Genomic DNA, 21,096 nt, shown 5'->3' on the forward strand with positions numbered 1-21,096 from the left:
TCGACGGCAGCTCATTGTTCGCGGGCGCAATCACGCGCGGTGATGCCCTTCTCCTTGGCGTAGACGGCAGACTTGGCTTCGATCAACGGGCGCAATGTGGCGCGGTCGGCCTGGACCCAGTCAGTCACCAATACCCATTTCTCGCCATCCCATTGCTGCACCCGCGCCGCGCCGCCGCCCTCATGGTCGGAGCAGGACAGTTTCAGCGGTGGTAGCAGGCCTTCAAAACCGCTGGCCTTGAGCCGCGCGGCATCGATGTCCAGGTGTTCGAAGCCCCAACGCGCTTCCTCGCCGTTGAGGGGGCGATTGCCGAACTTGGCCTGGGCCGTGCGCAGCGCCTCGACCGCAATGGCCGCATTGATCAGACCGATGTTGTAGTAGACCTTGCCGAAATAGCTGCGGTCCTTGAGGTCACTCTTGCCGGTATCGAGGATCGACTGGCGCAGGCGCTTGTGGATCTCGAAACCGTCGCCGCCCGGAAACGGCGCAAGGGCCTGGTAGCCCTTGGCGGCAGGGCCCGCCGGGATCACGTCGGCCTCGGAGCCGGCCCAGACATCGCCAATGATGCGGTCTACCGGGATGCCGAACCTTGCGGCGGTCTTGATCCCCACCGGGGTGGAGACGCCCCAGGTCCGCAGGAACACCCAGTCCGGCTTGATCTGCCGCACCTGGCGCCATTGCCCGGATTGTTCATTGCCGGGATCGGCCACCGGAATCTGGATGTTCTCGAAACCGTACTTCTGCGCCAGCAGGGTCATCGGTGCCTGGGTTTCCCGGCCATAGGCGGAGTCGTGGTAGACGGTGACGATCTTCTTGCCCTTGAGCTTGTCGAAACCGCCCTCGCGCTCGGCGATGTAGTTGATGCCCACCGAGGCCTGGCCGTAGTAATTGAGCAGTAGCGGGAAGGCATAGGGAAACACGCTGCCGTCGGTGGACTCGGTACGCCCGCCAGCGCCGTCGATCAGCGGGATCCGGTCCGCCGCGCCTTTCTCCATCAGCGCATAGGAGCCCGGCGTACTGTGGGTGAAGAAGAACGCTGTCGGCGCGCCGTCGAGCCCGCCCTTGTAGCGTTCATAGCACTCGACGATACGGTCGACGTTCCACTCGGTCTCGCACTCCTGCCAGACCAGCTTGACGCCGTTGATGCCGCCTTCCACTTCGTTGATATAACGGAAATAGTCGATTTCCCCCGCCCACCAGGGGATGCCGCTGGAGGCGTAGGCGCCGACCCGGTAAGTGGCCATGGGGATGAATTGCTGGTTGCTGGCAGCCTGGGTGATGGTCGGCAGCAGGGCCTGGACACCGGCCACGAAAAGGCTGGCGAACAGGAGGCGAGGCAAGGTTCTACGCATGATCTGTACTTCTTGTGCAGTGTTGGAAACCTCCTTTCCCTGGGTCGGGTCAAGGTCTGTTGGGGCGTGGGTCGGCGCTCAGAACCGCAGCGGCCAGACCCTGATACGTTCGCGCAGGTCACCGAGCAGGCGGGCCAGCCCTTCCGGCTCCTTGATCAGGAACCAGATGATCAAGGCGCCGAAGAGCACTTTCTGCAGGTTCTGCAGTTGCCCGGCATCGACGTTGCCGTTGAACAACCATTGCCCGGCGTGGCTGAGCAGGATCGGCACCAGGCTGATGAAAGCCGCGCCGATGAAGCTGCCGGCGATGCTGCCCATGCCACCGATAATGATGATGAACAGAATCTGGAATGAACGATTGATGTCGAAGCTGCCGGCACTGGCCGTGCCCAGGTAGGCGAAGGCCCAGAGCGCCCCGGCGATTCCCAGGTAGAACGAACTGACGGCAAAGGCCATACGCTTGTCGCGCTCGACGGCAATCCCGATCACCGCGGCAGCGGTGTCCATATCACGAATGGCCATCCAGTTGCGACCGACCTGGCTGCGCACCAGGTTGACCGCCACCCAGGTCAACAGCACCACACAACCGAGGGTCAACAGATAGCGACCGACCGGGGTGCTCAGGTCATGGCCGAACAACTCCAGGCGTGGCGCGCTGATGGTGCCGGACGAGGCGTAGTTGTAGAACCAGGGGAACTTGGCGAACACCCACTCCAGGAAGAACTGCGCGGCGAGCGTGGTGACCATCAGGTAGAAGCCCTTGATCCGCGAGCTGGGGATGCCGAACAGCAACCCGACCGACCCGGCGATCAGGCCGCCACCGAGCAGTGCCAGGGGTAACGGTAGGCCAGGCACCCGCAGCAAAAGGCCATAGGTGGCGAACGCCCCCACCGCCATGAAGCCGGCGGCGCCGACCGACGTCTGGCCGGTGTAACCGGTCAGCAGGTTCAAACCCAGGCCGGCCAGCGACAGCACCAGGAAAGGGATCAGGATCGCGTTGAGCCAATAGTCGTTGCCCAGCCATGGCAGACCGACAAAGGCCACCAGCAGCAACAGCAGCAGGCCCGGCCGCCAGCGCCGACGCACCAGGGTCAGCGGTGCTTCGTCGAAACTGGCAGTCAGGCGCGGAACAGTAGCGGTCATGGCGTCATACCCGTTCAATGATCCGGTCGCCGAACAGGCCGGACGGACGGATGTAGAGGAAGATCAAGGCGAGGAAGTAGGCGAACCAGGGCGTGATGCCTCCGCCGATCAGCGGGCCGATGTAAGCCTCGGCGAGGTTCTCGGCGGCCCCGACGATCAGCCCGCCGACAATGGCCCCGCCGATCGAGGTGAAGCCACCGATGATCAGCACCGGCAACGCCTTGAGCACCACCAGCGAGAGCGAGAACTGCACGCCCTGGCGCGCGCCCCAGAGCAGTCCGGCGACCAGCCCGACCACCCCGGCCACGGCCCAGACGATCTGCCAGATGCGGTTGAGGTTGATGCCCAGCGACAGCGCCGCGCGAGTATCGTCGGCCACGGCGCGCAAGGCGACACCGATGCGGGTCTTGTTGAACAGCACGGCCAGCACCGCCACCGTCAGCGCGGACACTCCAGCGGCGATCAGGTCGAACTGGCTGACCATGATCTCGCCAACGAACAGCGGAACGTCCTCAATGCCCAGGTCCAACGCGCGCACCTGGGCACCCATCAGTCCTTGGGCCAGGCCTTCGATGATGAACGACAGGCCGAGGGTCGCCATGAACAAGGTAATCTGCGAGCGGTTGACCAACGGCCGCAACACCAGGCGCTCGATCAACAGCGCGCCGACAATCATCACCAACACCGTCAGGACCAACGCCAGGGCAAAGGACAGGCCCTGTTCACGCAAGCTGACAAAGGTCAGCGCGGCGAACAGCAGCATGGCGCCCTGGGCGAAATTGAACACGCCGCTGGCCTTGTAGATCAGCACGAAACCGATGGCCACCAGCGAATACAGAGTGCCGGCCAGCAGCCCGCCGATCAGGGTTTCCAGAAAGAAATTCATGAATGAGGCGCTCCCAGGTAGGCAGCGATCACCTCGGGATTGGCCTGGACTTCGGCCGGCGAGCCATCGCCGACCTTGCGTCCGTAGTCCAGCACCACCACATGGCTGGACAGGCCCATGACCACCTGGATGTCGTGCTCGATGAGAATCACCGTGGTGCCAAGATCACGATTGATGTCGGCGATGAAGCGGCTCATGTCCTGCTTCTCCTCGGCGTTCATGCCGGCCATCGGCTCGTCGAGCAACAGCAGCGTCGGCTGCGCGATCAGCGCCCGGCCCAGCTCCACGCGTTTCTGCAAGCCATAGGCCAGGCTGCCCACGGCGACGTCGCGCCAGGCCTGCAATTCGAGGAATTCCAGCACCCGCTCGGCCCGCTCGGCGAACGCCCGCGCCTCGCGCCGGGCACGCGGCAGGCCCAGGGCCTGTTCGAGAAAAAACGTTCGTTGGAAACGCGACAGACCGGTGAGCAGGTTGTCCACCACACTCATTTTCTTGAACAGCGCATTGTTCTGGAACGTCCGGCCGATGCCGAGCCTGGCCGCCTTCAGTGGATGCGGGCGGCGCAACGGTTCGGCGGCGAAGAACAATTGGCCGGCGTCGGCCCGGTAGACCCCGTTGAGAATGTTCAGCAGCGAACTCTTGCCCGCGCCGTTCGGCCCGATCAGCGCACAGATCTCGCCAAGCTTTACGCTGAACGAGAGGTCGGAAATCGCTTTCACGCCGCGGAACGACAGCGACACATTGCGCACCTCCAGCAGCGCACTCATGCCGCTCGCTCCAGGTACTCCTGCAACCACGATTGACGCGCCGGGCCGTGTAACACCACGTCAGCGGGCGCGCTCGGCACCTCGATCCGACGCAGCCGCTGAAAGCCCAGCAGGTGCCGCACCCGCGCCTTGAGCCAGCGGCGCAGGCCACGCCGTGGATCGTTCAAAGTCCATTCGCACAGGCGCCGCCGCCAACTGCCTGGAAGTGGCAGGCGAGCTTCGATTTCCGCGGCCAGCGATTCGACTCGCGCAGCGGACAGCAGCAAGGCGGTCGGGGCGATCTCGCGGCGATCACGGCTGGCTGACTCGCGGTTTTCCGGAAACGCCAGGCCTTCGCCGCCCTCTAGCCAGCGACTGAACAAGTGGGCCAGGCCATCGCGCCATTCGGTGCCTTCATCGACCCACACCACCGCGTCCTCGGCGACCTGGGCCCAGCCCTGGCGCTGCGCTGTCGGCGCCTCGGTGACGAACAGCACCGACAGCGACTGCACCTGCCACAGGCCGCGACTCGCCACACTAACCTGGGCCGAATACAACCGCAGCGGCCAATCCTCATCCAGGCCGCACTGCAGCCAGTGCGACACGCTTTCGCGGCGCTGGACAAAAGCGAACGTCGGACGGATCAGGCGTAACTGGCGTTGTAGCGCCTCACCACGACTGTCGCGGTCGATCACCACGCTGTGTCCGCCCAATTGACGCGCCGCCAGTGCCAGGATCAGCAGGCTCGGTTCGAAGGCACCACTGAGCGCCAACCGCGCGCCAGGGGCAAAGCCTTGCTGGCGCAAGCCATCGCAGACACGCTCGACCTCGCGTTGCACATCGATCCAACGCCAGGCCTTCCAGAGGCCGAGGCGCCGATGGCGCAGGGCGATCTGCGTCGGTCGCTCCCTGGCCCAGCGTTGCAAGGCCGCCAGGGCGCTGTCAGTCACTCCGTCGGACAGTGGCGAATTGAGCTCAAAGACACTCATGGGCTTACTCCTCACCGGCCAAGGCCGGCTCAGCGAGGTGGGTGTGCCGGACCAGGCGCTTCAAGTCCCGGTAGCCAGCACCAGGGTGGTTGGCGGGCAGTCGCGGACCGTCGCCGAACAGCTTGTCGCGCAGCGTGCCTGGGCGGTATTCGGTCTTGTACGCACCGCGCCGTTGCAACTCGGGCACCAGCAGTTCAACCACATCGTGGAAGGTTTCATGGGCCAGGGCGTAAGCCAGGTTGAAGCCGTCCACGTCGGTGTCCTCGACCCAGGCCTGCAGCTCGTCGGCCACGGTTTGCGCACTGCCGACGATCAACGGGCCGAACCCGCCAATGCCGACCCAGTCGGCCAGTTCCTGGACGGTCCACTGCTTGTCCGGGTCGGCGGTAGAGAAGGTTTCCACCGCCGACTGGATGGCATTGGTATGGATGTGCTTGAGCACCTGGTCGGGCCGGTACTGACCGAAGTCGATGCCGGTCCAGCCGGAGATCAGCGCGAGCGCGCCCTCGTAGCTACTGTAGGATTTCAGTTCCCGCCACTTGGCCTGTGCCTTGGCGTCGGTCTCGTCGACGATCACCGTCTGCAAGTTGAAGATCAACACCTTGCGCGGATCGCGCCCGGCTTCGGCAGCGCGCCGGCGTATATCGGCCACGGTCTTTTTCAGGATCACCTTGGACGGTGCGGCGACAAACACACATTCCGCATGGCCGGCGGCGAAGTCCTTACCACGACTCGACGCGCCCGCTTGGTAGAGCACCGGCGTGCGTTGCGGTGACGGCTCGCAAAGGTGGATGCCCGGCACTTGGAAATGCTTGCCCTGGTGACGGATCTCGTGGACCTTGCTCGGGTCGCTGAAAATCCCGCGCTCACGGTCGCGCACCACCGCACCCTCCTCCCAACTGCCTTCGAACAACTTGTAGAGCACCTCCAGGTATTCGTCGGCGTAGTCATAGCGCGCATCGTGATCGCTCAGCGCCTTCTGCCCGAGGTTGCGCGCCCCGCTGTCGAGGTAAGAGGTGACGATGTTCCATCCGATGCGGCCCTTGGTCAGATGGTCCAGCGTGGACAAGCGACGGGCAAAGGGATAAGGGTGTTCGAAGGTCAGCGAGGCAGTGAGGCCAAAGCCCAAGTGTTCAGTCACCAATGCCATCGGCGTGATCAACGCCAACGGATCGTTGACCGGCACCTGGGTCGCCTGGCGGATGGCGGCATCGCCGTTGCCGCCGAGCACATCGTAGATACCGATCACATCGGCGATGAAGATGCCGTCGAACTTGCCGCGCTCCAGCAGCTTGGCCAGGTCAGTCCAGTAATCCAGGTCCTTGTACTGCCAGGCGCGATCCTTGGGATGCCTCCAGAGACCGGGCGACTGGTGACCGACACAGTTCATCTCAAAGGCATTCAAACGAATTTCACGTGGCATGGGAACTCCTGCTCGATAGATTCAGCACCACTTCCCGGTGCTTCTCATTGCTCTATCAACACGATTCGTGCCAAGTAATAATTCGTTTATTTACAAACAGTTAGACATGCATTCAGGCAGTGGAAATGCCTGCACGGGGACAACCTTGTTGATCAACTGTCTGGTGGCAGACAGTGTGCAGCCAATTCGTACAAGAAGCTCCTCACGCCTATACCGAAATTCCTCAAAGATTTAACTTGACGCATCAGATTACGACCATCATATTCAGCCAGAATATTATGACCATCATGTTATTGACGAGACGTTACAGCGTGATGCTCACCCCAGCAACGCCGCGGGCCGCAGACTCAGGTTGAGGCACGCCATCCACCAGCGCAGGAAATGACGTATGGAAGCCCGGACTTCATTGGCGATTGCCGATACACAACCCCACGCCTCCACCCAACCCTTGACCGGTAAAGTCGTGGCACTGCTTGCCGGCCTCGCGGCGATCAGCATGCTCTCCACCAACATCATCCTTCCGGCGTTTGCGGACATCGGTGAAGATCTGGGCGTGACCGCTCGCGAGCTCGGCCTGACGCTGTCCAGCTTCTTCATCACCTTCGCCTTGGGTCAACTGGTGGTCGGGCCACTGGCCGATCGCTACGGGCGCCAGAAACTGGTGCTGGGCGGCCTCTCGGTATTCGTTGTAGGCACCGTCATCGCCGGTCTTGCCAGCACGCTCGATGTATTGATCGCCGGACGCGTCGTGCAGGCGCTGGGCGTATGCGCAGCCTCGGTGCTGTCGCGCGCCATCGCTCGGGATCTGTTCGAAGGCGAGACGCTCGCCCGCGCCCTGTCACTGACTATGATCGCCACTGCCGCGGCGCCTGGCTTTTCGCCGCTGGCCGGCAGCGTCCTGTCCGTCACGCTCGGCTGGCGTGCCGTCTTCATCCTGGTCGGGCTGGCCGCCGTTGTACTGGCCTTTTTCTACGTGCGTGACCTGGGAGAAACCCATCCCGCCGATCGCCGGGCGCCGCACTCGGCCAAGAGCGTGGTCCTCGCCTATCGCCGATTGGCGCTGGATAAGCGCTTCATCCTCCCTGCCCTTTCAATGAGCCTGCTGATGAGTGGCTTGTTCGCATCGTTCGCGGCGGCACCTGCCATCCTGATGAAAGGTATCGGCCTGACGTCGGTGCAGACCGGCCTGTATTTCGCCTCTACGGTATTCGTCGTGTTCGCAGCCGGCATGGCGGCTCCGCGCCTGGCGCATCGTCATGGTGCCCGGATCATCACACTGCTGGGCATTGCCTGCGCCATGACCGGCGGAGGCCTGCTTCTCGTCGGTCCGGCCGCGCCTGGTCTTGGGTGGTATGCCCTCTCGATGATCACCTTTTTGTGGGGCATGGGCCTGGCCAATCCGCTGGGCACGGCAATCACCATGGGACCTTTCGGCAAAGAAGCCGGCATGGCCTCCGCACTGCTGGGGTTTCTCTCCATGGGTGCGGCAGCGCTGACCACCTGGCTGGCCTCGGTCTTGAGCTTCGCGCCGGTCACGACGTTGGGCGGGATCCAGGCGACGGCCTGCCTGGTGGCACTGGTATTGTTTCTCTTGCGGGGCAGCCGTTGAAGATGGCCGTTGTGCTCCGGGCATTACACGCTCCGATCAATACACGGGCCAGGTTTCGACAATCTTCCCACCGCGCACGGCCAGCAAATCACCAAATTGCAGCAGCACGGATTCCGTCTGGGTTGGCCGCAAAAACACCTGGTCTTCCACATCCAGCCCTACGGCGGGTGAGCCGTTGACCATTTCCTGGTTGGAACTGCGACCATAGAGCTCGTTGCTTTGAAGCCCCGAAGGGGACTCGAACTCGGCCATCCAGTTGCCGCCATAGATAAAGAATGTCGCGCGCTGATTAGGGTCCCACCAAGAGAACAATCGGGACTTGTCATCCAGGGCTGGAAAATTCACGGCTCCAGTACTCTTTAGCACTGGCGTTGCGATGAAGGCCGCCGGCACATGCTCGGCCAGCGATGGCAGGTCGTAATGGGTCGGTTTGAGAAACGCCGTCCCCACCGAGACCTCGCTGCTCAAGCGTTCCTGCTCATGCATGCGGTAGCTGGGGCTGCCGGCGGTATTGAGCGTGAGCCCTTCGTGCCAAAGCGCCGGGAAACGCTCCCGTAGGTAGCGCACATGAGCGTTGTAGATGACCATCACCTTGTCGAACAACGCCTGGGACGAACCGAGGACCTTGGGCACACCCATGCCGACAAACGGGTCATACCCCATGAAACCGGCGAATTCGAGATGCTGCGGATGGGCACTGATCAGTGTCAGCATCTCGCCGAGCACCGTTTGGTCAGCGACACCGCCGCGATGCAGGCCGACATCCAGCTCGATATTGACCCGCATCCGGATGCCCAGGCCTTGCGCCAATGCCAGGTAATCCATCAGTCGCTGGGGCGTATCGAGCAGCCATTGCAGTTGCCTGGAAGGGTCGAAGGTTCCCTTGTGGGTTTGGTAAAACACCTCGGCCGAGCGCACCGGTAAAGGTTTGCCGAGCAAGATATCAGCCTCGGGAAAGGTCACTGCATCGTGATTGAGGAACGGCTGATGAAACGACATCAGCCGCCGGGTATCGGTACGTTTGGCGATGTAGGCCAACAGCCCCGGGGATGGCAGGGATTTCTCCACCAGGCGCAAGTGTTTACCGGCGCGTGTGACGGATTGCATGACCACATTGATGTTGTGATCGAGCAGGTCGAGGTCGATGAGCATCACCGGTCGCATCGGCCCATGGGTCTTCAGCTCCTGGTTCAGCGCGCGGAAATACTCATTGTAAGGGCTGCCCCGATCACTCGGCCGCAACAGCACCCCCGCCCCGACCATCAATGCCCCCACTCCCGCGGTGCCGAGCATAAAGGTTCTACGATTCATCAGGACGCTCCCTCGGCGTGCGCAGTCAGGTGCACGTTACGGCAGCAGCATCTGGCTGTTGAGGCTATGGGCGGTCAGAAAGGGGACTTTGGCGGCCATGCTTTGCCAAGAAGCCCGCAACCACATCGGCGCCCCCAGAACTTACAAATACCCAACTGAACTATCTCGCAGTTGCGCTCGCACAGGTTTCTTGTAAAAAACACGCGCGATTACATACACCCGGGATAGTTTTTCGTCCCACTCCAGAAATGAATGAAAGATTAAATCTCCCACAGCAGTTGACAGCTCAAGGGACACGTTGGTAGTTTCACCGCACTGCCAATTATTCCCGCAGTGTTTAGCCAAGACTGGGATGTCTAAGAATGTACTATCACCTTTCTGCTATCAGTTCCTCCCACAGCTATCCCGATAGCTGCTCCCCGGCCATTCTGGCCATCTTCAAAAGCAATATCTGGCGTCGCTAATCCAGCGAAGACCGGAGCCTGTCTGCTGCCTGCCAGCAACGTCCTGATCTTTCCCCACTGAACTCGAAGACGCTCGCGCCTTGTGCCCTGCGCATCGCCTGGCAGCAATCCATTGCAAGCCTGGTAATGCGCGCGACATGAACAGCGTCCGTCCCGAATATTCAGAATATCCGTCAACACGTATTTAAAGTGCCTGCGCGCTTTATATTCCCGTGGTGCTCTCTTAATGGAGCGCCTGAACCGTTGCACCTTTAAAATGGCATTAACCATGAATAGAAATTTAATTGCCGTGAATGTTCTTCATCACGAGGAACGGCGACCTGCGGATGCACTTGGCATATATGCAAATGCACTGGAACAATTGGGTCGCGAATCTGTTTTCATTCTTGAATCACTGTCCGGTCCAAGCCGTGATCGCCGAGCGACGATCATCGGGCTCGAGCCGCTTTTCGAAGTGTGCATCAACGAGGGCCAGGCACAGCTGCGAGGCGGCGTTGCCCTGTGCGAACACTTGTCCGCCAGCCTGCGGCAAGCGGGCGTGCAGGTTGACCAGGCGTACACGATCCATCTACCCGACAGTGAGGCGGCATGGGACCTGCTCCGGACTATCCAGGCAACGTTCCAGCCGGCGCCCAATGCGCCCTCCAGCCTGGCCTTCTTCGGCTATTTCTCTTACGACTGCGTTCGCCTGATCGAGCGGCTTCCCGACCTGGCCAAACAGACCTACGACTACCCTCTCATTGCCCTGTCGGTCTATCAGACGCTGGTTTATTTCCACAGCAATGGCATTGTCGAAACCCTGATCAACAACCACGACCTCTGGACGCCCCGCACGTTGGAGGACTACCCCTTCCTGAGCACAACCCCAGCATGCGAAGCGCAGGATCCGCCATCGTATCCCGAGGCGTTCGAGGAAGAGCGCACAGTGTCCCCGGAGCAGTTCGTCGAGCGTGTCGAAGTGGCGATGGAGCACATCCGCGCCGGTGACGTCTACCAGATCCAGCTCGGCCATGAGGTTCGCATCCGCTCGCAGGTTTCACCGTTCGCTGTGTACCAGCACCTGCGCCTTCGCAACCCCTCCCCCTACATGTACCTGGCCCACGTAGGTGGCATCGACCTGATCGGCGCCAGTCCCGAGCTGTTCGTCAGGATCAAGGACGACTTGATAGAAATGCGTCCGATCGCCGGCACCGTCGGCAAGAAACCTGGCGTCGATCCGGCTCAGCTGGTCCTGGAACTGACCCGCTCGGAAAAGGAGCGCGCCGAACACCTGATGCTCATCGACCTGTGTCGCAACGACATTGGTCGTGTGTGCCAGGCCGGCTCGCTGGAGGTCGATGAATTCATGCTGGTGGAAGAGTACTCGCACCTCTATCACATGGTGTCCAACGTTCGTGGCCTGCTGCGCCCGGGCCTGGATGCCTACGACGTGATCAAGGCCTCGTTCCCCGCGGGAACCATGTCCGGCGCGCCCAAGGTCAGGGCAATGGAACTGATCGAGGGGATGGAAAGCAACCGCCGGGGCATTTATGCCGGGGCCCTTGGCCTGGTCGGTTTCGATGGCAGCGTCAACACCGCGTTGTGCATTCGCTCAACGGTCTTCGACGAGGGTACGTACCACTTGCGGGCATCCGCCGGCGTGGTGGCCGATTCGGTGCCCGAACTGGAGTGGAAAGAGACGCTGTACAAGATGGGTTCCGTCTACCGGGCAGTGACCGGCCAGGAGATCGCACTGTGAAAGTATTCCTGATCGATGCCTACGACAGCTTCGTCTTTATCATCAGCCAATACCTGGAACAACTGGGGCTGGAAACCCGCGTCGAGCGCCATGACGTGCCGGATCTCATCCAGCGCATCGAAGCATTCTCGCCGGACTTCTGCGTGCTGGGCCCAGGGCCTGGACATCCGGCCGACGTGGGCTACATCCAAGTGATCGAGCACTTTCAGGAGACCCTGCCGCTGCTGGGTGTGTGTCTGGGTCACCAGGCCATCGGCCTGGCCTTCGGTGCCCAGGTTTGCCGAGCCCTGCACGTGATGCACGGCAAGGTGAGTACGATCGAGAACGACGGCAAGGGCGTCTATGCCCACACCCAGGCACGCCCGATACAGGCCACCCGTTATCACTCGCTGATGATCAGCGACCAGCCATTACCCGACTGCCTGCAGATCACCTCGAGATCCACGGACGACGGCTATGTGATGGGTGTACGCCATCGTCACCTGCCGGTGGAGGGAGTGCAGTTCCACCCTGAAAGCATCCTGACCGAAAACGGCCTGGACCTGTTCCGCAGTTTCATCCGCTGTTACGTGCACAAGTGACCCCACCAGGAAGGGGCATGCGCCCCTTCTCCAACCATTGACTCGCCGGCTGACGGGAGCCAGGAATGAGCACGATAGGTTGCTGCGACGCTCCATCCTCAGGAATATCCTGATGGCATATTCAACTCAGCGATGGCAAGCTTGCGACCGGCAATACAGGCCCGTGTGCAGTTGGGCAGCACGTTCATATCCGATGCTGGCTGCCATTCACCTCGGGTACCCATCACCTGTCACTCAACTGAACAAGGATGTCGGCATGAAAATCTCCCTTGGTATCGTCACCCTGGCCGGGTGCCTGTCCACCTTTTCTGTCTCGGCCGCAGGTCCGAGCCACAGCGATCTGTTCAAGGCCCTGGCGCAGTGCCAGGCCAGTGCGCAGCAAGTGAGCGAGTTCAATGGCCTGGTCGACGCTGAACAACTGACGCTCCCCAAGGATGAAGCCCACAGCCCGTGGGGCGGTGGCGCCTGGCAAGCCACTGCGGCGCTGACGGTGCACGGCGTGTCGTCGACCACCTTGGTGATGACCGACCGCTTCAGCTTCTTTCTCCAGGCCAAAAGCAGCAACCCGAAGGCCGATGCGCAGAAGCTCGCCAGCACCCTGAAACTGGAAAAGACGTTGGATACCGACGGCTATGTTGACTACCAGCGCGACCTCGGCAACGGCGCGACCCTGCGCGTGGTCTCCACGGAAAACAAGGACAGCGACCTCTATGTGGGTTGCAGCTATGAGCAGGATGCTTCCTGAGGCCTGGCGATACCCTCTCCCGAGAATACCTAAGAACCAAGTCGTTAATGCCCGGGCATCGGACTGTTTGGGCGTTTTACCTCGCGTTGTTGCCTTACCGAGTCAGGGTTGGCAATGCGGTTCGATTGAGGTCCGCCAGACGTACGCAATAACAGGCCGATTTCCTGCGCGCTGACCGCCTTGCTGAAAAAATATCCCTGGATTTCATCGCAGCCATTTTCACGCAGGAAGTCTTGCTGCTCTCGGGTTTCGACACCTTCGGCAATGACCTTGAGGTTCAGTTTGTGCCCCAACGAAATCACCGCGGTGGCAATGGCCTTGTCGTTCTCGTTGTCGGGCAGATCGCGTACGAAAGACTGGTCGATCTTGAGTCTGGCGATCGGGAAGCTTTTCAATGCGGCGAGACTGGAGTAACCGGTGCCGAAGTCGTCGATCGAGAGGCTGATCCCCATTGCTTGCAGTGCCTTCATTTTGCTGATGGCTTGCTGAAGGTCCTGCATGATCAGGCTTTCGGTCAATTCCAGCTCAAGGTACATCGGGTCCAGTCCACTTTCTTGCAAGGCATGCTTCACCCGGTCGATCAGGTCCCTTTCGATGAACTGGCGGGCGGAGATGTTCACCGACACGGTGATCGGCGGCCAGCCGGCGTCCTGCCACGCCTTGTTCTGTCTGCAGGCGGTACGAATCACCCAGTCGCCGATAGGCACGATCAACCCGGTATCTTCGGCCTGGGGAATGAATTTGATCGGAGACACCATGCCCAGATCGGGGTGTTGCCAACGGATCAACGCCTCTACGCCGATGATCCGGCCTGACTGCAAATCCACCTGGGGCTGATACAACAGCAGGAATTCATCATTGTTGAGTGCGCTTCGAAGCCCGTCTTGCATGACGAGCTTGCCCTGAACCTTGTTATTCATCTCGCTCGTATAGAACTGAAAACTGTTGCGCCCCAGTTCCTTGGCCCGGTACATGGCGGCGTCTGCATTGCTGAGCAACGTGTCGGTATCGCTGCCGTCGGCCGGGTAAGTGGCCAGCCCCATGCTGCAGGTGACGTGGAGTGTATGGCCGGCGAGCTGAATCGGCCGCAGGATGGCTTCCTGGATTTTATGCAGGACTGGCGTCACACCGTCGAGATCCGAGGGCTGGTCGAACAGGATGATCACAAACTCGTCGCCCCCCAGTCGCACGACGGTATCGGTACGACGTACACACTCCAGCATGCGCTGGGCGACGGTTTTCAACAGTTCGTCCCCGGCACTGTGCCCAAGGCTGTCATTCACCAGTTTGAACTTATCCAGGTCGAGAAATACCACCGTCACCAGCCGGTTGTAGCGCTGGGCATAAAGCATCGCCTGCTTGAGACGGTCTTCGAGCAGGGTGCGATTCGGCAGCCCGGTCAGTGCGTCATGGTCGCCCATATAGCGAATGCGCTTTTCGGTCAGTTGGCGTTCTATCGCAATGCCGGCAAGCGGTGTCGCCATGTCGATCAATTGCGTCTCGGCCGGGCTGGGGCTGCGTACGGTGTTGGCATACAAGGCAAACGTACCCAGGACCTTTCGCTCATGGGACAGGATCGGCGTCGACCAGCAGGCGCGAAACCCATAGGGTTCGGCGAGTGAGCGGTACGCTTCCCACAATGGATCCTGCTGGATGTCCGTGACGATGACCGGTTCTCGTCGATACGCCGAGGTGCCGCATGAACCGACGTTCGGACCGATCTCGACCCCGTCGATAAGCTGGCTATAGGATTTTGGCAAGCTGGGCGCCGCCCCGTGCAGCAGGTGCTTGCCCTCCTCATCCAGCACCAGGATGGACACCTTCATGCCCTCCAACTGGGACTCGACCAGGTGAGCCAGACTGTCGAGTACTTCTGCAAGCTCGGTGCTCCTGGCGATCATTTCCAGGACATGACCTTGTCCGGCACGGACAATGGCTTCTTGCTCCAAGCGGTCGTTTTGCACGGCGAGCCGTTCCGTGGCGATACTCAATTGAGCCGTTCTTTTTTCCAATTGAAGTCGATCTTCGAGGAATTGATTCACCGCGCGCGCCATGTTGCCGATCTCGTCCTTGCCATGGTCCGCCATCATCAGATGAGTCTTGTCAGCGTGTTCCTGGCGCAATTGCCGGCTTATTTCATTCAGGCGCACGAGCACATGGCGACCCATGAAGACCCGGGTCACGAACCAGGCGAATACCAGGCTGGCGCCCAACATGATCAGCACCCATTGCTGGCTGCGATTCGAGGCCTCGACCAGGCGCTGCACGGCCTGGCGATAGTCTTCGGTGTAGGCACTCGATTGCGCCCTGGCCACCGCGACCAGCCTCCCGGCTTCGTTCTTCAGTTGCTCATTGAAGCGCTGCATGACGTTATGCTGATTGATGAGCGTCTGGCGCAGGGCGAAGAGATCGGGCATCGCCACATCAGCATCAGGCAACTTGCCTGAGGTGCGTGACAGTCCCTCGTATCGGATCCGCAGCCGTTGCACGGCCTCGCTGTCAGCCGCTTGCGGCAGATCGAAAAGCATCATCGCCAGTTCCAGGTTGGCCCGGGTCTGGGTCGCGGTGAGCCGGGCGGTTTGATCCTTGAGGGCCTGCTCGAAGGTGACCTCGGTTTGCAGCAGGCTTTCTCGCAGTTGCGCAACGATGTTGGCGGTATTGCGGAACATCTGACTCGACTGATGCATGTCGAGTATCGCCACGCCACTGTTGGCGGCAGTCAGTTGCTGCACCAGTTGATCGAGGGCTTCAAGCTGCTCGACGGTCGCCGCATAGCTTGAACGCAGGATGTCGGGGGAACGGCTCGTCAGAAACTGGTCGGTCTGGCGTTCGATCAGCAAAGTGCGCTGCGCCATGTCTTGCCCATCTTGCATGCGGACCAGTCGTTCATCCGTCAACTGGCGAGTGGCGCTGTTTGAGGTGCGCAACGCATAGACCGCTGTGGCGCCCCCTGCCAGGATCAGCAGCGCCAGCGTCAGGAACGCCAGAGTGAACTGTGCCCGCAGCGACTGCGGCAATAGCGGGCGTCCAAGTCGGAAATTCATGTCCAACGTCAAGGATTCCATTGGTGGCGATAGATGTCTCGATAGCCATTGTCAGGATCGTAGTGAAATTTTTTCCCGCCATCGAAGGCCATATTGTCGGCATTGACCAAGTGAATCGGCGCCACGAAGCCGCTCACCGGCTGGCCTGCGAACAAGCGGTTCAATTCATCCATCACTTGCCAGCCATGCAGGTTGAGCGGTTCGGCCACGGTAACGGTCTGGTAGGTTTTTGCCTGTATGCGCAAGAAAGCCGAAGCGCTGCCGTCACCGGCAGACAACAGACTGATGCCGTCACTGGGTATGGCGGCGTTGGTCAACGAGGCAATCGAGTAGTCGAAATAGATGTCGTTGATGGCCAGCGTGTGGGTCCAGCGCTTGCCATAGCGCTGAAGCAACTCCTTGGTGATCGCTGGCATCTTCTCGCCACTCTCGGAGATCGCGACATCGCGCACCTCCAGCAACGTACATTCTCGGCAGGCCCGGATGACGTCCTCCATGGCCCTGGCTTTCGCCATGGCAATGCTGTACTTGGAGTCGGTCAGGATGACCACGCCGGCGCGTCCGCTCGACTGCGCCACCGCCGCCATGGCCGTGAGGCGGGCCACTTCAAGCGGGTCAGTGGTGACGTTCATGGCCACCGGCGTGCCGTCGATCGGCCCGGGGCGTACTCCGACGTGCCAACCAACCACCGGCACTTCCTGGTTGGCGAACAGAAGCAGCGCCGCATTGTTCTCAAGGGCATCGGAGCCGCACAGAATGAGGCCGTCGGGCTTCGCTGCCAGGGCATCGGCAAAGGCCTTCGCGCGCCCAGCCGATGATCCGGCGCCATCGAATATCTTCAGCGTCCAGCCCAACGCGTTGGCAGCCTCCCGAGCGCCCTGCGCGACACCGACGATGCCTCCGTTACGCAAATCTTCTGCGACGAGCGCGATGCTCTTGCCCCGCTGGGCTTGCGGGCCGGACTCTGGGCCGTTCCAACGAACGGCGCCGAGGGAGGCCCTGGAAACGATTTCCTGTGCTTGAGTCACCGTGACCTTGTCGTTCTCGGCATCCGTTGCGGTTGACAGGTTCTGGCCGTATCCGGAAGTTGCCGTGAAAAGACAGGCTACCGTTACGCAAGCCATCCCCAGTAGCCAGGGACTCAGTAATCTGGGCCTGATCAAACAGGTGGGGTCACCGCATGGGATGCCGGGTCTGGGGCCGGTGACGCGATCATAGTCTGGCATGACGTCCCTTTTTGCCGAGAATGCAGTGTTCCCAAAGGATAGTCGGTTCTGCTGCCATCAGGTCCTTTGTGGGTAAAAGGGCAATGCCAGTGATAAAAAATGGATTTCAGAGGGATCAAGAAAAAACGGGGCAGCCCCATCAATGATTCAACCCATCGAATTACTGCACAGGGTGCAGCTATGCCTTGCATGACCAAGGTATTGTCCATGCAAAGGTCTGCAATCATTCTCCAGCGACATACATTTTCGAGTCCTGAGGAGTTGCTGGAATGGTCACGGTCATTGGTTTTTCTTCCACGGGTGGGCCGCAGGTTCTAGAGGTCAAACAGGACGGTCATGCTGCGCCCGGCTTCGGTGAGGTGTGGCTCCAACAGCATGCCATCGGCATCAACTACCTCGACGTCACCCAGCGCAACGGCGCGGTTCCCGTCGCCCTGCCTTCGGGGTTGGGTCTGGAGGGGGCCGGGCTGGTCACTGCGGTAGGACCAGGTGTCACTCACGTCAAGGTCGGTGATCGCGTGGCGTATGCCACCGGCCCGCTGGGTGCCTACGCGAGTGGCCGCTTGGTTCCGGCCGGGAAACTGGTACCACTTCCTGCATCGATCAGCTTCCAGGATGCTGCCGCCGTACTGTTCAAGGGCATCACCGCCCAGTACCTGCTCAAGAGCACTTATCCCGTGGGGCCGGGAACGGTCATGGTGTTGTATGGCGTCGCCGGTGGTGTCGGCGCAATCATGGCCAAGTGGGCCAAGCATCTGGGCGCTTTCGTGATCGGAGTCGTCTCTCGTGCGCAAAGCGTCGAGAAGGCGCGGGCTCTGGGCTGCGATGAAGTCCTGGTTTTCGATGCCCAGACGTTGGCGCAGGAGGTGGCTCGCATCACCGACGGCAAGAAGGCCGATGTGGTTTACGACCCGATTGGGCGAGTCTCGTTCGCAGCATCGCTCGATTGCCTGCGCCCGCGCGGGCTGATGGTGTCTTTCGGCGCATCGTCAGGTGCGCCACAAGCGATCGAAGTGGGCATGCTCAACGCCAAGGGTTCGCTATTCCTCACCCGCCCCTCGATTGCCGCCCACACCAGTAGCGTCGAGGAGTACCAGGCGCGCGCCAATGACGTATTGGCCGCGCTCCAGGCCGGAATCATCGAACCCGCCGTCTGGAAAACCTACAAGCTGGAGGACGTCGCACAAGCCCACGCGGATCTGGAAAGCGGCCGCGCTTCAGGTACTCTGCTGCTCATTCCCTGAAATGTCCTTGAGTATGCCTCAGAGGTTGTGGACACGTGATCACACTGGATAGCCGCCACACGGACGAATTTGCCGCCTTGCTGGCGCTCGAATCGCAAGGTTCGTTCGTTGCCGCCGCGCGGCTTTTGCAGCGCCACCCCACGATCATTTCCAAACGCCTCGCGGCGCTGGAAGCCCGCCTGGGAGTCAGGCTGCTCGAGCGCAGCACCCGACACATCCGCCTGACAGACGCCGGGGCCCGCCTGGTCCGACGCCTGCGGCTGGCGACCGAGTTGATGGTTGAAGCAGAGCAGGAAGCAACGTCCGGGGCCGCCGAGGTGCGTGGCAATCTGCGCCTGGCGGTACCGGCAGCCATGGGCAGGCTCTGGTTGGCGCCGATACTGCCGGAGTTCCTGGCGGCCCATCCGCATTTGACGCTCACCGTGGATTACAGCGAGCGTCTCGTCGATGTGATCGCCGAAGGTTTCGATGTGGCAATACGCCTAGGTGAACTCAACGATAGCCGCCTGATTGCCAAGCGCCTCGGCGATCATCGGCGCATCCTTTGCGCGTCTCCCGGTTACATCGAACGCCATGGCTGGCCAGCGTCACCCGCGGAACTGGTCAATCACAACTGCCTGGGATTCACGGGACTGGCGTCATACCCGGAATGGAAGCTCATCCGCGCCGACGAACACTTCAGCGTGCACCCCCAAGGCTCCCTCGTGTCCAACGACAGTGAAGCGCTGTTGAGCGCGACCATTGCCGGCACCGGCATCCTCGGTGCGGGGGAGTGGCTGTTCAGCCGTGCGTTGGCAAACAAAGAACTGGTCAGAGTATTACCGGACTGGGAGTTGGGAGCAAAAGGAGGGATCTATCTTATCCGGCCCTCGGCAAAATTTGCCTCCTCCGCCACCCTGGCGCTCAAGGAATGGCTCGAGGGCAAGCTCGTTCAAACGGGCACTGTCAGGGCCGCGTAAAAAAGGCCAGCACCACAATGCAAGCCCGCTCCCCCAGGTTTCGGTTCGGCTATCCCCATCTAATAAAGCATTTACTTCCATCCGGATGACGCCAACTTATTGGCACAAAAAACACCGAGATAAAAATAAATTAATACAGCGACGGTTTCCCGACGCACGGTAGCCATGCGCCATTGCTGGGGGTTCAAGTCGAGGCTCATCATCCGCTGGCAACCCCCGCAGTACGTTCAGGCCGCCGACCTGAACGAAAGGATGTAATCAATCGCTTCGCTCAATGGAGCAACACCGAGATGATGACTGTATATTTTGTTGTCATGACGATTTGCAGTGGCATCGAAGGCTGTGTCGAGGAACGCAAACAAGGACCAACTTTTGCTTCCAAGGCAATATGCATGGAGACGGCCAGAGGCATGGCTCCGCGCAAAGGCGTGAAGTTCAAGTGTCGTAGCGAGCGTTTGTGGGTGGTGGATGAGACGCCGCCAGCAGAGAATTACGGCAAAATTGTCTCGACCAAGAGCACAAGTCAGCCCTAGCAATATGCACTTTCACTGACACCGGGTCAGGCGCTGGGGCTCATTATGCCAGGCAATCGCGTCCGCCAGATTGGCTCGTCACGTATGTTCTTACGTGATACCTGCTAGCGGAAACACTGATTGGTTTGGAGGGTAGTTTTGGTCTTATCTTCATTTCTAAAACATCATCATGGTGAATACCGCCTGCAAAAATGCATTCGATGTTTAGAAAGATAAAACCAACGTAATCACACCCAACCAGACGCGAGCGCCTTCATGATTAAAATCCTAGCAGCCGTACGCCGCAAACCCGGCATGACTCATGCTGAGTTCTTGAACTATATAGAACATCAGCATGGCGAAATCGCCCGGGCCAAACCTTTAGGCGTCAAACGATACGTGCAAAATCATGTCATCGACTCCGCGTTCGGCGTTGACGCTGATAACGCCTACACACAAACATTCCACAGAGACTCCATCACCGAATTATTTTTTGACAACATGTCTGATTTAATTCACACCTTCAGCGATCCCTATACTCAACAAACCACCGGACCTGATGCGAAAAACTTCGCCGACCTGTCCAAACAGGCCGCTCAGTTGATGGACGAAGTAGAAGTATCCAATGCCGGTGCCGCCCCCCTCAAATGGAAGGCGATCGTTTTCTTGAAAAAGAATCCAACGGTACAACTTGAAAGCTTCTTTACCGCGTGGGATTCAGCTCACGACACTGTTGTCAATAAGCACCCGGATTTCCAGAAGGTACTACGTCGGTATGTTCATTCCAGATACCTTCCCGAAGGTGACCGGGTAACGTCCTATTTCGGGCCAGACGTAGCGGTATACGAAGGCACTTCCAGCCTGTGGTTTGAAAACGAAGTCGATCTTTCTATTTTTCGTCAGTATCAGAAATCACTGTTCCAACAGCTGTCTGACGAAGGGATCGTACTCTCATCCGAGTCTTTTTTCGTGTATGTCAAGGAAGTCGTAATTCTAGATCTTGGTCAGTAAAGCTCAATAAATTGAACTAACGACCGTTCGCTGGCTTATTAAATCGAAGTTTGCCGGCGTCACGGTATCCAGCCGGCCACGTTCTATCTTCGAACTGGATGCAGAAGTTATTC

Annotated in this window: 17 protein-coding genes; 8 read left to right on the top strand and 9 right to left on the bottom strand. The window is 60.2% G+C overall.

All coding sequences use genetic code 11. The features are described from left to right. Positions 1-11: 11 nt before the first annotated feature. The 6 genes from PSH86_RS18485 to PSH86_RS18510 form a co-directional block, all read right to left on the bottom strand. Positions 12-1,352 carry an ABC transporter substrate-binding protein gene (locus tag PSH86_RS18485; protein WP_305484133.1) on the bottom strand — a complete coding sequence of 447 codons (1,341 nt, stop codon included), beginning with the start codon at positions 1,350-1,352 and terminating at the stop codon, positions 12-14. A gap of 78 nt (positions 1,353-1,430) precedes the next feature. Further along, positions 1,431-2,495: a branched-chain amino acid ABC transporter permease gene (locus tag PSH86_RS18490; RefSeq protein ID WP_109753267.1), complete on the bottom strand. Its 1,065-nt coding sequence runs from the start codon at positions 2,493-2,495 to the stop codon at positions 1,431-1,433. A gap of 4 nt (positions 2,496-2,499) precedes the next feature. After that, positions 2,500-3,381: a branched-chain amino acid ABC transporter permease gene (locus tag PSH86_RS18495; protein ID WP_109753268.1), complete on the bottom strand. Its 882-nt coding sequence runs from the start codon at positions 3,379-3,381 to the stop codon at positions 2,500-2,502. Next, a complete protein-coding gene (locus PSH86_RS18500) occupies positions 3,378-4,148 on the bottom strand; it encodes an ABC transporter ATP-binding protein (protein ID WP_109753269.1) in 771 nt (256 codons plus the stop codon). The genes PSH86_RS18495 and PSH86_RS18500 overlap by 4 nt, the downstream gene beginning before the upstream one ends. Further along, positions 4,145-5,116 carry an AMP-binding protein gene (locus PSH86_RS18505; protein WP_116832734.1) on the bottom strand — a complete coding sequence of 324 codons (972 nt, stop codon included), beginning with the start codon at positions 5,114-5,116 and terminating at the stop codon, positions 4,145-4,147. The genes PSH86_RS18500 and PSH86_RS18505 overlap by 4 nt, the downstream gene beginning before the upstream one ends. Before the next feature lie 4 nt (positions 5,117-5,120). Next, complete coding sequence (locus tag PSH86_RS18510) at positions 5,121-6,539, bottom strand: LLM class flavin-dependent oxidoreductase (protein WP_109753271.1); 1,419 nt, start codon at positions 6,537-6,539, stop codon at positions 5,121-5,123. Between the two features lie 388 nt (positions 6,540-6,927). On the opposite strand from PSH86_RS18510, the gene PSH86_RS18515 reads away from it, so the two are divergent. Next, complete coding sequence (locus tag PSH86_RS18515) at positions 6,928-8,148, top strand: multidrug effflux MFS transporter (protein ID WP_109753272.1); 1,221 nt, start codon at positions 6,928-6,930, stop codon at positions 8,146-8,148. A 36-nt stretch (positions 8,149-8,184) separates the two neighbouring features. Here the strand turns inward: PSH86_RS18515 and PSH86_RS18520 are convergent, their stop codons facing one another. Then, complete coding sequence (locus tag PSH86_RS18520) at positions 8,185-9,390, bottom strand: DSD1 family PLP-dependent enzyme (protein ID WP_163859019.1); 1,206 nt, start codon at positions 9,388-9,390, stop codon at positions 8,185-8,187. Positions 9,391-10,191: 801 nt separating this feature from the next. On the opposite strand from PSH86_RS18520, the gene PSH86_RS18525 reads away from it, so the two are divergent. The 3 genes from PSH86_RS18525 to PSH86_RS18535 all read left to right on the top strand — a co-directional run bounded on the left by PSH86_RS18525 (position 10,192) and on the right by PSH86_RS18535 (position 12,987). Beyond that, on the top strand, positions 10,192-11,661 hold the full coding sequence (locus PSH86_RS18525) for an anthranilate synthase component I family protein (RefSeq protein WP_232201507.1): 1,470 nt from the start codon (positions 10,192-10,194) through the stop codon (positions 11,659-11,661). Next, positions 11,658-12,242, top strand: a complete 585-nt coding sequence (locus PSH86_RS18530) for an aminodeoxychorismate/anthranilate synthase component II (RefSeq protein ID WP_109753275.1) — start codon at positions 11,658-11,660, stop codon at positions 12,240-12,242. Before PSH86_RS18525 ends, PSH86_RS18530 begins: the two co-directional genes overlap by 4 nt. A 256-nt stretch (positions 12,243-12,498) precedes the next feature. Further along, positions 12,499-12,987, top strand: a complete 489-nt coding sequence (locus PSH86_RS18535) for a hypothetical protein (protein WP_116832737.1) — start codon at positions 12,499-12,501, stop codon at positions 12,985-12,987. A gap of 44 nt (positions 12,988-13,031) precedes the next feature. Here PSH86_RS18535 and PSH86_RS18540 read toward each other — a convergent pair whose 3' ends face one another. Together PSH86_RS18540 and PSH86_RS18545 are read right to left on the bottom strand one after the other, a co-directional pair. Next, a complete protein-coding gene (locus PSH86_RS18540; RefSeq protein ID WP_305484144.1) occupies positions 13,032-16,052 on the bottom strand; it encodes an EAL domain-containing protein in 3,021 nt (1,006 codons plus the stop codon). After that, a complete protein-coding gene (locus PSH86_RS18545; RefSeq protein ID WP_163859017.1) occupies positions 16,040-17,059 on the bottom strand; it encodes a substrate-binding domain-containing protein in 1,020 nt (339 codons plus the stop codon). Before PSH86_RS18545 ends, PSH86_RS18540 begins: the two co-directional genes overlap by 13 nt. A gap of 467 nt (positions 17,060-17,526) precedes the next feature. On the opposite strand from PSH86_RS18545, the gene PSH86_RS18550 reads away from it, so the two are divergent. The 4 genes from PSH86_RS18550 to PSH86_RS18565 all read left to right on the top strand — a co-directional run bounded on the left by PSH86_RS18550 (position 17,527) and on the right by PSH86_RS18565 (position 20,983). Next, positions 17,527-18,501 carry a quinone oxidoreductase gene (locus tag PSH86_RS18550; protein ID WP_109753279.1) on the top strand — a complete coding sequence of 325 codons (975 nt, stop codon included), beginning with the start codon at positions 17,527-17,529 and terminating at the stop codon, positions 18,499-18,501. Between the two features lie 35 nt (positions 18,502-18,536). Next, entirely contained in the window at positions 18,537-19,460 is a 924-nt protein-coding gene (locus PSH86_RS18555) for a LysR family transcriptional regulator (protein ID WP_163858105.1), read from the top strand. A 290-nt stretch (positions 19,461-19,750) separates the two neighbouring features. Next, positions 19,751-19,993 (top strand): hypothetical protein, encoded by a 243-nt coding sequence (locus PSH86_RS18560; RefSeq protein WP_176687596.1) that lies wholly within the window; start codon positions 19,751-19,753, stop codon positions 19,991-19,993. Between the two features lie 255 nt (positions 19,994-20,248). Continuing rightward, on the top strand, positions 20,249-20,983 hold the full coding sequence (locus PSH86_RS18565) for an EthD domain-containing protein (protein WP_305484150.1): 735 nt from the start codon (positions 20,249-20,251) through the stop codon (positions 20,981-20,983). The last annotated feature ends 113 nt before the right edge of the window (positions 20,984-21,096 follow it).

The organism is Pseudomonas sp. FP2300, from assembly GCF_030687595.1.
Classification (GTDB): domain Bacteria; phylum Pseudomonadota; class Gammaproteobacteria; order Pseudomonadales; family Pseudomonadaceae; genus Aquipseudomonas; species Aquipseudomonas bijieensis.

Excerpts from the sequence above, each read along its gene's own strand:
- PSH86_RS18485 (WP_305484133.1), bottom strand. The coding sequence starts at position 1,352 with ATGCGTAGAACCTTGCCTCGCCTCCTGTTCGCCAGCCTTTTCGTGGCC.
- PSH86_RS18490 (WP_109753267.1), bottom strand. The coding sequence starts at position 2,495 with ATGACCGCTACTGTTCCGCGCCTGACTGCCAGTTTCGACGAAGCACCG.
- PSH86_RS18495 (WP_109753268.1), bottom strand. The coding sequence starts at position 3,381 with ATGAATTTCTTTCTGGAAACCCTGATCGGCGGGCTGCTGGCCGGCACT.
- PSH86_RS18500 (WP_109753269.1), bottom strand. The coding sequence starts at position 4,148 with ATGAGTGCGCTGCTGGAGGTGCGCAATGTGTCGCTGTCGTTCCGCGGC.
- PSH86_RS18505 (WP_116832734.1), bottom strand. The coding sequence starts at position 5,116 with ATGAGTGTCTTTGAGCTCAATTCGCCACTGTCCGACGGAGTGACTGAC.
- PSH86_RS18510 (WP_109753271.1), bottom strand. The coding sequence starts at position 6,539 with ATGCCACGTGAAATTCGTTTGAATGCCTTTGAGATGAACTGTGTCGGT.
- PSH86_RS18515 (WP_109753272.1), top strand. The coding sequence starts at position 6,928 with ATGGAAGCCCGGACTTCATTGGCGATTGCCGATACACAACCCCACGCC.
- PSH86_RS18525 (WP_232201507.1), top strand. The coding sequence starts at position 10,192 with ATGAATAGAAATTTAATTGCCGTGAATGTTCTTCATCACGAGGAACGG.
- PSH86_RS18535 (WP_116832737.1), top strand. The coding sequence starts at position 12,499 with ATGAAAATCTCCCTTGGTATCGTCACCCTGGCCGGGTGCCTGTCCACC.
- PSH86_RS18540 (WP_305484144.1), bottom strand. The coding sequence starts at position 16,052 with ATGGAATCCTTGACGTTGGACATGAATTTCCGACTTGGACGCCCGCTA.
- PSH86_RS18550 (WP_109753279.1), top strand. The coding sequence starts at position 17,527 with ATGGTCACGGTCATTGGTTTTTCTTCCACGGGTGGGCCGCAGGTTCTA.
- PSH86_RS18560 (WP_176687596.1), top strand. The coding sequence starts at position 19,751 with ATGATGACTGTATATTTTGTTGTCATGACGATTTGCAGTGGCATCGAA.
- PSH86_RS18565 (WP_305484150.1), top strand. The coding sequence starts at position 20,249 with ATGATTAAAATCCTAGCAGCCGTACGCCGCAAACCCGGCATGACTCAT.